Annotated in this window: 13 protein-coding genes; 7 read left to right on the top strand and 6 right to left on the bottom strand. The window is 44.3% G+C overall.

What is annotated here, in order from left to right; genetic code table 11:
* Nucleotides 1–132: 132 nt before the first annotated feature.
* On the top strand, nt 133–1,317 hold the full coding sequence (locus tag ACTXGK_RS17465) for a formate/nitrite transporter family protein (RefSeq protein WP_443515961.1): 1,185 nt from the start codon (nt 133–135) through the stop codon (nt 1,315–1,317).
* A gap of 166 nt (nt 1,318–1,483) precedes the next feature.
* On the opposite strand, the gene ACTXGK_RS17460 is transcribed toward ACTXGK_RS17465, so the two are convergent.
* From ACTXGK_RS17460 to ACTXGK_RS17435, 6 genes are all read right to left on the bottom strand, one after another.
* Entirely contained in the window at nt 1,484–2,407 is a 924-nt protein-coding gene (locus ACTXGK_RS17460) for a bile acid:sodium symporter family protein (protein WP_394211785.1), read from the bottom strand.
* 312 nt (nt 2,408–2,719) lie between these two features.
* Nucleotides 2,720–3,253: a YbjQ family protein gene (locus ACTXGK_RS17455; RefSeq protein ID WP_443515963.1), complete on the bottom strand. Its 534-nt coding sequence runs from the start codon at nt 3,251–3,253 to the stop codon at nt 2,720–2,722.
* A 78-nt stretch (nt 3,254–3,331) separates the two neighbouring features.
* On the bottom strand, nt 3,332–3,769 hold the full coding sequence (locus ACTXGK_RS17450) for a YbjQ family protein (protein WP_443515965.1): 438 nt from the start codon (nt 3,767–3,769) through the stop codon (nt 3,332–3,334).
* Nucleotides 3,770–3,877: 108 nt separating this feature from the next.
* The gene (locus ACTXGK_RS17445; protein WP_238038826.1) at nt 3,878–4,435 is read right to left on the bottom strand and encodes a UPF0149 family protein; all 558 of its coding nucleotides are present in this window, start codon (nt 4,433–4,435) and stop codon (nt 3,878–3,880) included.
* 256 nt (nt 4,436–4,691) lie between these two features.
* The gene (locus tag ACTXGK_RS17440) at nt 4,692–4,925 is read right to left on the bottom strand and encodes a PA3496 family putative envelope integrity protein (protein ID WP_371532918.1); all 234 of its coding nucleotides are present in this window, start codon (nt 4,923–4,925) and stop codon (nt 4,692–4,694) included.
* Nucleotides 4,926–5,125: 200 nt separating this feature from the next.
* Entirely contained in the window at nt 5,126–6,586 is a 1,461-nt protein-coding gene (locus ACTXGK_RS17435; RefSeq protein ID WP_443515967.1) for a hypothetical protein, read from the bottom strand.
* Between the two features lie 478 nt (nt 6,587–7,064).
* Between ACTXGK_RS17435 and serB the strand changes: the two genes are divergently transcribed.
* The 6 genes from serB to hemJ all read left to right on the top strand — a co-directional run bounded on the left by serB (nt 7,065) and on the right by hemJ (nt 12,689).
* Nucleotides 7,065–8,255 (top strand): phosphoserine phosphatase SerB, encoded by a 1,191-nt coding sequence (gene serB / locus ACTXGK_RS17430; RefSeq protein WP_443515969.1) that lies wholly within the window; start codon nt 7,065–7,067, stop codon nt 8,253–8,255.
* Between the two features lie 181 nt (nt 8,256–8,436).
* Entirely contained in the window at nt 8,437–9,450 is a 1,014-nt protein-coding gene (locus ACTXGK_RS17425) for a DUF368 domain-containing protein (protein ID WP_443515971.1), read from the top strand.
* 285 nt (nt 9,451–9,735) lie between these two features.
* Entirely contained in the window at nt 9,736–10,128 is a 393-nt protein-coding gene (gene aciT, locus ACTXGK_RS17420; RefSeq protein WP_443515973.1) for an AciT family ciprofloxacin tolerance protein, read from the top strand.
* Nucleotides 10,129–10,316: 188 nt separating this feature from the next.
* Nucleotides 10,317–10,823 carry an SCP2 sterol-binding domain-containing protein gene (locus ACTXGK_RS17415; protein WP_075106708.1) on the top strand — a complete coding sequence of 169 codons (507 nt, stop codon included), beginning with the start codon at nt 10,317–10,319 and terminating at the stop codon, nt 10,821–10,823.
* Nucleotides 10,824–11,079: 256 nt separating this feature from the next.
* Nucleotides 11,080–12,180 (top strand): biotin synthase BioB, encoded by a 1,101-nt coding sequence (gene bioB, locus ACTXGK_RS17410; protein WP_443515974.1) that lies wholly within the window; start codon nt 11,080–11,082, stop codon nt 12,178–12,180.
* Between the two features lie 74 nt (nt 12,181–12,254).
* Complete coding sequence (hemJ, locus tag ACTXGK_RS17405) at nt 12,255–12,689, top strand: protoporphyrinogen oxidase HemJ (protein WP_201602341.1); 435 nt, start codon at nt 12,255–12,257, stop codon at nt 12,687–12,689.
* Nucleotides 12,690–12,729 lie beyond the last annotated feature (40 nt).

The following is a 12,729-nucleotide window of genomic DNA, read 5'->3' as shown; positions in this document are numbered from 1 at the left end:
CGTTATCGAACAATTAATAACCCCAATCGGTTAAATGCTCAACAGAACCCGTCACTGTCATGCGCTAAAATAGTGCTGATATCTCTATATTAAAAATACTAAAAACGTTATCTAATCAATAGTGAGCCAACCTTGTCCCAAGATACCAAACACAACCAACAACATAACCAAAAGCATAGCGACAACGCTCAGGATACCCTGTCAGACAGCGAGCGCTTGCCCGCGAGTACCACAAATCATGTCCAGCAAAATGATGATGCGAACGATACGCTGAATGGTAACCATGAAAAAGACAACATGGAGCACAATCACACGCTACAGCACAGCCACTCTCCAGAAGACAGTCACGCCAACCCTCATGTGGACAGCCATCATCCAGACGATCATATAAAAGCCACCGAAGAGCTGGATAATGATGACCTACCAGAAGAAATCAGCGACGAAGACAAGGAAACCATTAAAAAAGTCGCCGGTGATGACAATCTAAGCCAGGCGAAAAGCTATGCCAGTATCTTGGTCGAGCAAGTCATCCATGCCAAAGAAACCTTTGAGCGCTCGCTTGGCTCGCTGTTTACCAGCGCCTTTACAGCGGGGCTTGAGATTGGTATTAGCTTTTTTGTGATTTTATCCGCATTTGCCTTACTTAATGACGTGCTGCCGAGTCGCTATGCGATGGTGCTGTCATCCCTGCTGTATCCGATTGGCTTTATTATCGTCGTTATCGGTCAATCGTTGTTATTCACTGAGCAGACATCCCTACTTAGTCTACCTGTGCTAAACAAGATTGAACCACTGCATAAGCTGCTGCGACTATGGGGCATCGTTATCGCTGGCAATATCGTCGGTGGCTGTTTGTTTGCTGCCTTGATGGTTGGCTTAGGGCTGCATATGCATCTGTTTACCGACCATGCTATCGATGCTTACGCTGAGCATATTTTGGGGTTTGAGTGGTGGGTCATCTTTGGTAGTGCGGTACTAGCGGGTTGGATGATGGGCGTGGCGGCATGGCTAGTCACATCCGCACGCGATACCTTTAGCCGTATTGTTTTGGTTTCCATTATCACTGGTAGTATCGGGTTTTTGGGCTTACACCACAGTATCGTTGGCAATATTGAAGTGTTTTCAGCATTGCTGTATGGCAATACGGTCAGTCTATGGCACTATTTGATATTTTTAGTCGTAGTATTGGTAGGCAATACGGTAGGTGGCGTGGTATTTGTCGCGGTGCTCAAAAACCGCACGTTCTTGTTTGAAATTGAAAGAGTCAAAGAACAAGCAGCCGAGGCACGAGCAGAAGTAGACAGGCGTAGATTTTAGCGTTGAGCAATGCTATCCGTATTGAATCGAATTACCCACTCTAAGAAACGGTGATAAACATAAAAGCCCACGATAACTCTCATCATAGAAAGTATATTGTGGGCTTATTTCATTGAGTCGTGCAATGCATACTTAGCAATGCACTGCGGCTTACATTCTGATTAAATTACATTCTCCGTGCGGCCAACACGCTATTTTCTCTTTCGACTCTATTCGCTTTATTGTGTTGCGCGGTAAATACTCTGACCATGATACCTGCGGTTAAGAACATGATTAATGTATAAATAGCTGGGGTTAACGACATCTTATAGTTAGCGAGCAGCGTCAATGCCATAAACATCGACAGCGTACTGTTTTGTAGACCCACTTCCATGGTGATTGATCTTCTCTGCGCAGGATTTAGACCGAACCATTTACTGGTGTAATAACCAAGCGCCATTGTCGATACGTTCAATATGAGCGACACAGGACCAGTGGCAACTAAGGCCTCGACCAAAATATCTCTTTGCACATATCCTAAGAAAATTACCAAGAAGCTCAAAAATATCACACCAAAACGAGACACCATAACCTGTGCTTTATCTGCGAAGCTCGCCGCATAGCGTTTGATGAGCATACCAATACTAACTGGCAGTATTGTTAGAGCAATCAAGCTGATCATGGTCTTGGCGACTGGCAACTGAAACTCACTACCGGCACCCATGAAGTACACGAGCGAAAAACTCAGTACGATAGGAATGGTAAATACGGTGATAACACTGGCAATCGCAGTCATCGTGACCGAAAGCGCGACATCCCCTTTTGCCAAATAAGTAAATAAGTTAGATGTCGTGCCACCAGGACACAGTACTAGGAGCATGACCCCGACGGCATACTCAGGCTCGAGTGACATAAAGGTTGCCAAGGCAAAACCCACCAGTGGCAAGAATAGTAGCTGATTGGTCAGTCCGATCGCGACTGCTTTGGGATATTTGACGACTCTTTTAAAGTCATTGGTAACTAAGGATAACCCCATTCCCATCATGATCAAAAAAATACTAATGGGAATGACTTTTGAATTTACAAACGTGACTAACTCCACACCTTCCATAACTACATCCTTGTAGATAGAACCCTTACACGGGCAGGTTTATGACAACGTTATGATGCTCAATCAGCCAATCCTGCTGATATCTTGGGTAAAAGCCACCGACATTGTCAGCGTTTTTATACGACACTTTGTACACAACATTTTTTGGAATCATCACTACTGACATACACCCAAAAAATGTCGAAACATTGAAAGTCAGTATATCGTTGTAAAAGTGTATGTATTTGATTTTTCTGACTACTGGTCAGTCAGCGTTGGGGTTTGTGCTGCGACAACCACAGAGGAGAATCTAAATAGCAGTACTACGAGGTACTAAGAGATGCTAGGAAGCGCAGAAGATACACGTGCAGGCGGTGTGTGTGTAGCAGAAACGATAGGTGTATGATCAGTACTGATGACTGCCGTGCCATAAGCAATGGCTTCTACCATACTGCCTAATTGGTTGATGTTAGTGACTTCTAGACGTACACCATAAATATGAGTGTAGCCTTTGACTTTCGCTTGTGTACGCATACGGACGATTGCCTCACGGCGCGCGCGATCAAGCAGGGTCTCATAGGTGGTTAGGTTTTTGCCAAAGAGACTAAGCACGCGAGCAATGATCATTTTAAAGTAATCTTGAGCAATAACGACGCTGCCAAGAACTAGCGCGCCCTCACTACCGACAGCCAGCTCAGGACGGTAGAAACGCTCGCTTGAAACCGTAATATCCCCCAATGCCTGCTCTGCTACTTTGAGCTGTGCCAAATGCTGACGCTCATGACGCGACCCAAAAAACCAACCAGCGGCGAATAAAAAGATAAACGGCCCATAATTGATAAGCACTTGCGTGAGTGAGTCATTCATGGCACGTTTCTCATAATAAAAAGTATTACGGTTTTTAGCATTGTTGTTTTTAGTGCTATAGCTTTTAAAGCGCTAAGATCAACCAAAAGGATTAAAACGCGGTAAATCATCTGACGCAGTTTGGGCTTGAGGATTTGGTGTTTGACCGGACGGATAGTGATTATCGCTTGGTGGGTTCTGGAGCTGCTGCGATACTGGTACCGCTTTGACCGCTGTCCCATACACAAACAGCTCAGACGCCCCTTGGGCGATACTAGAAGTAGAGAAACGCAAACCGATGACAGCATCAGCACCTAATGCCTCCGCCTTGACAATCATGCGATCGATCGCTTCTTGGCGTGATTCTTCCAACAGCTCAGTATAGGCGGTCAGCTCGCCGCCAACGATGTTTTTTAGCCCAGCAAACAAGTCTTTGCCCACATGCTTTGAGCGCACCGTACTGCCATACACAACATCAAGGCGCTCGGTAATTTGATAATTAGGTAAGTGTTCAAGATTGGAGAGTTGCACAGCCATAGTAAGACCTTATCGGTGACTTATAAAGTATCTAAAAGAATGACCAGAGCTGCGTGATGCAGTATAAATAAAAGACAGTACTACTAGCAGTACTGTCTTTTAGAATGACTAGTCATTGGTATGAAACAATAAAAACAGCTCGGTCAAATTGCCTTCGATGCTATTGGCCATTTGTACCATCTTATCTTCATCGCGACGCATTGCTTCTAGCTCTGGATCTTCATCATCAATGCCGCTCAGAACAATCATTGGCAAGGTCAATACAGCCACGTCTTCTGCTGTCTCTTCGTCTTCAAACCAATCACTTGCTTCATCGCCATACATAGCATCGACAAAACCAATCGACCAAGCCACAATATCTGACTCATCTGAAAAATCAACCGCCACTTCTTCGTCACCAGCATCTTCACCAAATGGCAATTCAATCGGTGTCTCATTTTTTAGCTCAGCCATGATCGAGTCACGCCAGCGCTTGATACCATCGATGACGTTTTCTGGGATTTCACTCACATGACCTTCAAAAAGCGCATCCATCCAGTTAGGGAGTGGACGACCGATGACCGTCGCTGTCAAAAAACCATGCGCCGCGACACTATCGAGCACGAACTGGCTCTCTTGGTTATCCAAATAATCTAGTAATTCATCAAAACTTAGTTGGTTACTCATGGCTTGGTAGTCCTTGAAAGATAGCTATCGTCAATCGCAGTGATCGATTGGTTAATGGCAAGATATTATGTTGTTTTAAAACAAAGGCTGCTTGAATAACCGTAACCAAGCAGCCTTTATAAAGTAGGTATTATTGAATAGAGCAGATTGCGAGCCATTGTAAAAAATAACAAACAGCGAGCAATCGGTACAACTGAGTAGATGATTATCAATTATTAAAGCACTTTAGTCAGCTGAGATGACTGAAGCCTATCAATTAAAAATCATCATCCCAATCGTCACCGTCTTCATCAAAATTGTCTATATCATCTAGATCGTCTTTTAACTCTTTAGCCAAACGCTTTTCTTCTAGCAAATTATCGATTAGCCGACGCTTCTCAAGACTACTTAAACGCGTACGTACACTTGTCTCAGCTTCTTCAACCATCTTTGCATCGTCATCGTCGACAAAATCATCATCAAAATCGTCGTCAATATCAGCGTCACTCATGACAAACTCCTATCATTTTTAGGCATGGGTATTAAAAATACATCAATATATATATGCCTTATAAAGTCTCTGTTGAAAGTTGTCAATCCTTTTTCTTAATATGTCACATTTAGCCCAAAGTGCCAAGACGAAGATATGAATTATCTAGCGGACAATTGTAGTATAAATTAACCAAAATAGTATCATTAAAAACAGCACTATTAAATAAGCGACTCATCTTCGTCTTCAATCATAAGAACGGCATTACGGACATCAGCTAAACGCTGGATGAGCGAATCGTTACCACCGTCGAATATCGCACACTCGCGCTCGTAGACAGTGGTTGGACGCATAATGCTGTGTACTTGTACATGGTTACTGATTTGTTTGAGACCAGCAGTTGGCAGTAATATCAACAGTTGCTCTTTTTTGCCGATGCTCTGTAGCAGATGAGTCATTGGCTCTGACTGTGCGTCATCGCTCACGCCTGCTTTTGCTGGTAGTGCAAAGCGCGAGAGCTCAATATGCTTATCATGAATGATTTTATTGAGCATCAAGTACAGCTTGGCAAGCATCACCCCTGCCAGCGCCACTTTTGCATGGCTATTATCTGCTTTTAGCACCACGCTTGCACCATCGTCCTCAAAGTGTGCTTCATTAGTCGCACTAACACCCAGTAGTAATGGCTGTTTGAGTAGTTCGGTCACGGCTTGATTGAGCAGTTGCGTACATAGGGCTAGATAAGGCAGGCGCTGCGCCGGTGCAAGGCGCTCAAGCATGTTGAACTCATCATGAAAGACGATTTGCACTCTCACACTATCGACTGCGCGTGTGGCAGACAATTTAGACGTCTGACCACCAGACTGCGAACTATGACGCTTCGCGGTACTAACAACCTTGTCTTCAGTATCTCCTTCAGATGCAGCTGTTAGACTACCAGTTTCATCCCCAGTCTCTTGGTTCTGCTGATTTCTAAGATATTCGTTGACTTCGTTGTGTACATTGAATGTGCGCGCGTTCGTTACTTTGTTCTCTGTAACGCTTTCAGAAGCACCACCAGATAGTTGACCATCAGCCGGGTTACCAACTGTGCCACCTGTGCCGCGCTCAAGGTCACGGCTGTAGCCGCGTTGATCGCCCTGATTGTACTGCTCGCGATACAAGTCCTGAATATTACGGCTCAGCGCACTGATTTGCTCTTTGGTAGGACGAGCAAGATAACCATAGATTAGCCAAAGCAATAAATGCAGCAACATAGTGCCAATCACAAACGGCCACTGCATCGCGATGATTTCACCTTTACTAACGTCTTTTAACGTCAATGCAACACTACCAATCACCGCATCGCCGTTGGTTGCGATTTGGCGAATTGTATCGCCTTGCTGCATCGGCGCGTTGCCTACAGGCACCAAAATATCGTCGTTGTTGTCTTTAATCAGTATCCGTGTCACGTCTTGCTCGCTAGTATAGCGATTGGCAATCACACTGAGACTGACACGGTCTTTGTTTTCTAAAGATAACCTTGCTTCATCAATCAGCTGGGCGACCATCTGCTCGCCTTTTAACGCACGACTTTTGCTCAGCTGTTGGTCGGTACTGATGACCAATAACAGCGTCTGCAAACAAAAACTAACCAGAAGAATAATGGCAAACAACCCTTGCCGCGGCGCTAAATACGTCATGATATGTTAAACTTTTTTGGAGAAAAGAAATTAAAAAACGAGTCTGTTGCTCATTTTTTGGCTAATTTTTAAACAATTGTAATGTGCGAATATTGATCGATATTCACGGAAAATCGATAGTATTTCATTGAAATCAGTCATCATATAAAATGCTACTACGTAGAATGACACTCATTTATTTAGCTAAATTTGAACGATGATACTATCGCGCGCTGCCTCATGATTATCGCTGCTATTTTTGCCACAGCATCGTTACCAAGTGGTCAGTTTAAGTCATCTACTATATCACCATAATAAGTCTTATAGCGTTAGTCGATTTATAAATTTATCATAATAACTTTGTTGCATTTCAGCAGACTTTACGCGCTGATAAGCATTTTTGGACACCCATGATACTTTGCATGTCATCTATAGGCGCTGCTCAGTAAAACTGTTATTATTCCCAATCTTATATGAGCATACAAGGGACAATTGAGCCATGCCAAAAAATACATCTTATTCGTTACCAAAAGACAGCAAAGCATGGCAACAAGCCGTCGACTCTATTGCAGAATTATTACCTGATGATACCAATCTGCGAGATTTTGATGCGCTACAGTCGCTGCCTGTTTTTGCGCTTATCGTCGTGCTGCCTACTCAAGTATCAGCGATGGACATTCATCAATATGTTCAGTCTTGGGTCGATGAACAGCCAAGCTGGCATTTGGTGACGGTCGCTGAGGATACTGAGGCGAGCTTTGTTAATATTACGGTTTCTGATACAGAGCCAACGGCAGCCGATGCACAGCGTCTACCCTTTACCAATGCTCAAGTATACCGCTATTTGTTGGTACCTGTGACAGACACGCTGATGCACCCTGGCAAAAAAACCGCCGCTGCTCACATCATTGATGATCAGCTGACCACTCGTCTGCGCCATGACTTATCTGAAGAATACAACCGCACGCGCAGCGCGGATAGTACAGGCAACCTAGATATCGTCGATTGTCACATCCTATCGGTCGGTCATATGCTACGTACTCACAAGCTTGCCTGTTTTGACATGGATTCGACGTTGATTGAACAAGAGGTCATTGTAGAACTGGCAAAAACGGCTGGTATTGGTGAGCAAGTCGAGGCCATTACTGAAGCGGCGATGCGCGGTGAAATTGACTTTGATGAATCATTTGCTCAGCGCGTGGCCTTATTAAAAGGTATCTCTACCGATGTGCTTGATGATATTTGCAACCGCTTGACGTTATCAGTCGGTGCCCGTACCACCATCAGTGCGTTAAAAGCATTGGGCTATCATACTGTACTGGTGTCAGGTGGTTTCACCTACTTTGCCCGCTATATCGCTGAGCAATTGGGCATTGACGAAGTTCATGCCAATGCCTTAGACATCGAAGAAGGCGAAGTGACGGGTCACATACAGTTGCCCATCATAAATGGTGCCAAAAAAGCCGCTATCGTCGAGCATACTGCTGAGCGCTTAGGTATTGAGATGTCTCAAGTGGTCTGTGTCGGTGATGGGGCTAATGATTTGCCGATGATGGCGCTTGCTGATTTAGGAGTGGCCTATCATGCCAAGCCCATCGTGCAAGCACGTGCCGATGCGGCGATCAATGTGACAGGACTTGAAGGAACGCTTTATGCGCTTGGCTATCCAGCGCTCGCTCCTACTCAGTAATCGTTAAGTATTCTAGATTATCCGCTAAGCTGGGTTAATGTCTGCTCATTAATCCAGCTTTTATGCGTTAGCGCATGTTTCATAAAATGATGTTGCTTTAATTTTTAACTACGCTCAGTTGAAATAACGCCAAATATTTATTTTTAGATAACACTTACTCTCAAATAATAAAGGACTGTTCATGACGGCACCACAATCTCCACGGCCAAACCAGCCGTCAGCAGCGCAGCCATTAGACGCAAGCACGGTCCCTGTCCCTGCCTCTGTTCCTGCGCATACGGATAACCCAAAAGAGCTGCTTGGGGTTTATGTCAAAGGCATGGCGATGGGCGCTGCTGATATCGTCCCGGGTGTCTCTGGTGGCACTATTGCACTGATTGCAGGGATTTATGAGCGCCTGATCAATGCACTCGGTAGCATTGGCCCCAACCTTTGGCAGATATTTCGACAAGACGGCGGAATCAAAGGACTGATTGCGGTTTGGCGACAGGTTGATGCGACATTTTTATTGTGTTTGATACTTGGTATTGCGACGAGTTTTGCTACCTTGGCCGGCATCATTAAATATTTGCTGGATAATCAGCCGCTGCTTATTTGGTCATTCTTTTTTGGATTAGTCGTCGCAACGGTATTTATCTTATTAAGTGAGATTACACGCTGGAATATAGGACGTGTGGCATTGTTTGCTGCGGGACTTATTGCTGCTGTGGTCATTAGTAGTCTGCCATTACTCGCGGCGACACCTAGCTTACCGTACTTATTTTTTGCAGGCGCGATTGCGATTTGCGCCATGATATTGCCTGGGGTCTCAGGGTCTTTTATATTGTTGTTACTAGGTGCCTACGACACCGTATTGGAAGCCGTACATACTCTCAACTTTACAGTACTATTGACTGTGATGGCGGGCATGGCAACTGGATTGTTATTGTTCACCCGTGCTCTAAAATGGTTATTAGCCCGCTACTATCAAGCCACCTTGGCATTACTGACCGGTTTTATTGCCGGCTCTTTGGTCAAGGTATGGCCGTGGAAAGTAGATGTATTAGGTGCTCTTAACAGCGAAGCGGTCAATAACGTTATGCCATGGCAGTATCCTACTGGTCCGCAGTGGCTGACCACAGTTGGTCTTATGCTACTCGGTGCTATTTTGGTGTCGTTACTATCTTGGTGGGGCAGACGGACCAATAAAGCTTAACTGTTGGTCACCCCTGTATAAAAACATCTGATTAAAAAGCTTTTGTTTAAACCATTATAACGGCTCCTACCCTCCCCAAAATAAGCACCCTTTTTTGTGGCGCTTAGCCTACCAGCTAACGATCAAAAATTGTAAAAGCTATCCAAAAAAAAGCAACTTTAATCTAAAAAATCAAACGTCAACGGTTGTCGCAAAGTCGCCTAGCGCCTCTTTAGCTTTGCTCAGCAACCTTTCATAATAGTCTCATTGGAGTTCACCTTATGAATAGCGAGATGAATGATGGCAATGACTATTTTTTCTTTTATTGGCGTAGAGACGTGGAGTAACGCGGCATGGCTAGGCTATAGCTTGCTAGCAGGTATGATCGTGGCGCTCGCTCTATCATCGCAGCGCTGGCTGTTGCTATATCTGTTTGGTGGTATGGTCTACTGGTTGGCTGTTGAGATGATACAGAATATCTTGGTAGGTCGTCCGATGCTGTCTGCGCTTTCGGAATGGCATCGTTATGTCATCGCGATGGGTATCAGCTGGTTACCTTTGGCAGGCTGGGTACTATACCGAGCATTACGCTACGAGGATGTGAGTCATGCAGTCAGTCGGCAGCGCGAGTTGGAAGCGGCTCGCTATGTCGAACATACACCTGTTTACGATGATGATTATAAGCCGCGCTTTCATTGAAATTGCCATATTGATATGAATACCCTATCCATAACAGTGACATTTAATGTTACAAGATACTTAACGCTTTCTACTTAAATCCTAAAGAGTTGAAATCACTCAGTAGTTTATAATCTAGTTATATATTTATCATAAAAACTGGTATAAAGTACGCTTTATTCTTATGCCCTACCTTTAGGAGTTCCACTATGTTCACTATTCCTGTATTAGATATCAAATCTGACCCATTAGACGCGTTGTTGGCCGTGGTTGGCTATCGTCTGTCGATGCTCGCTGATAGCGATAACGAAGACGTCAAAGCACTCTTTGCTGATCGTAATGTCACGATTGAGTTTGCCAGCACCGAATCTGATATCGCGCGTTCTTTTCGCTTTGATAACGGACAGTTTAGTCAACAAAGTGGTCATGCAAAAGAAGCAGATTTGACCATTACTTTCAAAGATTCTATGACGGGCGTCAAGCTATTAACCAAAGGCAGCCTGCCTGCATTTATGACTGCCGTGCAAGAAGGCAAATTAAGTATTGAGGGTGACTATAGCCTAATGATGTGGTTTAACAAACTTGCTAAGCATATCGTGCCAGCCGTACCAGAAGAGTGTAAACCATACCTCCAAAAAGCCAAGCCTTATGCGTACAAAGCACAGAAGTTTGCTGAGCATTGGGTGGGTTTTGCCAAGCATAAATTGGGTAAGTAAATAGCTGATCCTTTCTTATAAACGAGTAATGCATTGCATGATATTCACTGGTAAAATGGTTGAAATAGGATCAAATAGATAGTTACTATTTATATGCGCTATTGTGACATTTATACATACTCTCTAGCAGTGTTCTGATTTTCTAAAAAGGTTGCGGTATACTATACGGCAACCTTTTTTATTACCTTATAAATGACAATAGACAAATACATTGATATTACCTGATACCATTTAATTTTATAAAAGGATTTACCTTATGGCAGGATTGCTTAGCATCTCTGAACCAAACGCCGATAGCACAACTGACCTACTTAACCAGCCTGATACTCACACATACAGTCGTGACGACATCGCTCAGTTGTTTGATTTGCCTTTGATGGACTTGTTGTTAAAAGCCCAAACCATTCACAGAGAGCACTTTGTCGCCAACGAAATACAAATTAGTACGCTACTGTCTATTAAGACAGGTAACTGTCCTGAGGACTGTGGCTATTGCTCACAATCAGGTCATCATCGCGATACGACGAAACTGCAGGCAGAAAAACGCATAGAAGTGGATAAAGTCATTGCTGCGGCCAAACGTGCCAAGGCAACCGGTTCATCAAGATTCTGTATGGGTGCTGCATGGAAACACCCAAGCGCCAAAGACATGCCTTATGTGGTCGAGCTCATCAAAGAAGTAAAAGCGTTAGGACTTGAGACTTGCATGACGTTAGGTATGCTCGATACCAATCAAGCGACGCAACTCGCGGATGCAGGACTGGATTATTACAATCATAACCTAGACACCTCACGCAGCTATTATGAGCAAGTCGTCAGCACGCGTAGCTATGATGAGCGCTTAGATACCATCGAAAACGTACGCAACTCTGGTATCAATGTTTGTAGTGGTAACATCGTCGGTATGGGTGAGAGCCGTGATGACCGTATTGATTGGGTGCATGAGCTCCTAAAAATGCCTAAAGCCCCTGAGTCGATTCCTGTTAACCTGCTAGTCCCGATTAAGGGCACACCGATTGGTGATAAAGTATTGGCAGAAGGCCAGTTATCAGTGCTAGAGTGGATTCGTACCATTGCCGTGGCGCGTATTTGCTGCCCGACTAGTTATGTGCGTTTGTCTGCTGGCCGTGAAAGCTTATCAGATTCAGAGCAAGCCTTGGCATTTATGGCGGGTGCTAATTCTTTCTTTTATGGCGACAAATTGCTAACCACTGGTAATGCCAGTCAATCAGGCGACGATAGACTCATGCGTGAGCTTGGTCTCACCAAGCAGTTTGCCGCACCAAGAGCGCCCAAAGTATTGCCTGTGATGGATGCGATGAGCGGTCATCAATCGCAAATGGTATTGGCCGATTAGTTCGACTGTGCGCGGCTAACAAGAATGTATGAAAATAGCCTAATATTACACGGCTGATAATAAGAGATTAAATGATGGCAGATTATTTTAACTGGATTAAAGCTGCACACATCATCTCGATGGTATGCTGGTTTGCGGCGATATTTTATTTGCCGCGTCTGTTTGTGTATCATGCGATGAGTGACGATAGCATCAGCCAAGAGCGCTTTACTATTATGGAGCGCAAGCTGTATCGCGGTATTATGACGCCATCGATGATAGCGACATGGATATTCGGTCTATGGATGTTAGGACTGGGCTGGGATGTTTATAAAACCCAAGGCTGGCTACACGTCAAGCTATTATTGGTCGTACTGCTATCAGGCTATCATGGCGCTTGCGGATTTTATCGCAAAAAGCTGATTGATAACCCTCATTATAAATCTCATAAGTTTTGGCGCTGGTTTAATGAAGTGCCTGTTTTTGCCTTAGTGATTATCGTCATTTTAGTGGTCGTTAAACCATTCTAAAATCCAGCCGAAATGCTTATAACTGATGACATACCAATAA

Origin of the sequence: Psychrobacter sp. T6-5 (assembly GCF_052258485.2) — a bacterium.
Classification (GTDB): Bacteria; Pseudomonadota; Gammaproteobacteria; order Pseudomonadales; family Moraxellaceae; genus Psychrobacter.
This window is presented reverse-complemented; position numbering and strand designations above follow the sequence as displayed.

Coding starts and splice junctions, on each gene's coding strand:
- ACTXGK_RS17460 (WP_394211785.1), bottom strand. CDS start 2,407: ATGGAAGGTGTGGAGTTAGTCACGTTTGTAAATTCAAAAGTCATTCCC.
- ACTXGK_RS17455 (WP_443515963.1), bottom strand. CDS start 3,253: ATGAATGACTCACTCACGCAAGTGCTTATCAATTATGGGCCGTTTATC.
- ACTXGK_RS17450 (WP_443515965.1), bottom strand. CDS start 3,769: ATGGCTGTGCAACTCTCCAATCTTGAACACTTACCTAATTATCAAATT.
- ACTXGK_RS17445 (WP_238038826.1), bottom strand. CDS start 4,435: ATGAGTAACCAACTAAGTTTTGATGAATTACTAGATTATTTGGATAAC.
- ACTXGK_RS17440 (WP_371532918.1), bottom strand. CDS start 4,925: ATGAGTGACGCTGATATTGACGACGATTTTGATGATGATTTTGTCGAC.
- ACTXGK_RS17435 (WP_443515967.1), bottom strand. CDS start 6,586: ATGACGTATTTAGCGCCGCGGCAAGGGTTGTTTGCCATTATTCTTCTG.
- serB (WP_443515969.1), top strand. CDS start 7,065: ATGCCAAAAAATACATCTTATTCGTTACCAAAAGACAGCAAAGCATGG.
- ACTXGK_RS17425 (WP_443515971.1), top strand. CDS start 8,437: ATGACGGCACCACAATCTCCACGGCCAAACCAGCCGTCAGCAGCGCAG.
- aciT (WP_443515973.1), top strand. CDS start 9,736: ATGACTATTTTTTCTTTTATTGGCGTAGAGACGTGGAGTAACGCGGCA.
- ACTXGK_RS17415 (WP_075106708.1), top strand. CDS start 10,317: ATGTTCACTATTCCTGTATTAGATATCAAATCTGACCCATTAGACGCG.
- bioB (WP_443515974.1), top strand. CDS start 11,080: ATGGCAGGATTGCTTAGCATCTCTGAACCAAACGCCGATAGCACAACT.
- hemJ (WP_201602341.1), top strand. CDS start 12,255: ATGGCAGATTATTTTAACTGGATTAAAGCTGCACACATCATCTCGATG.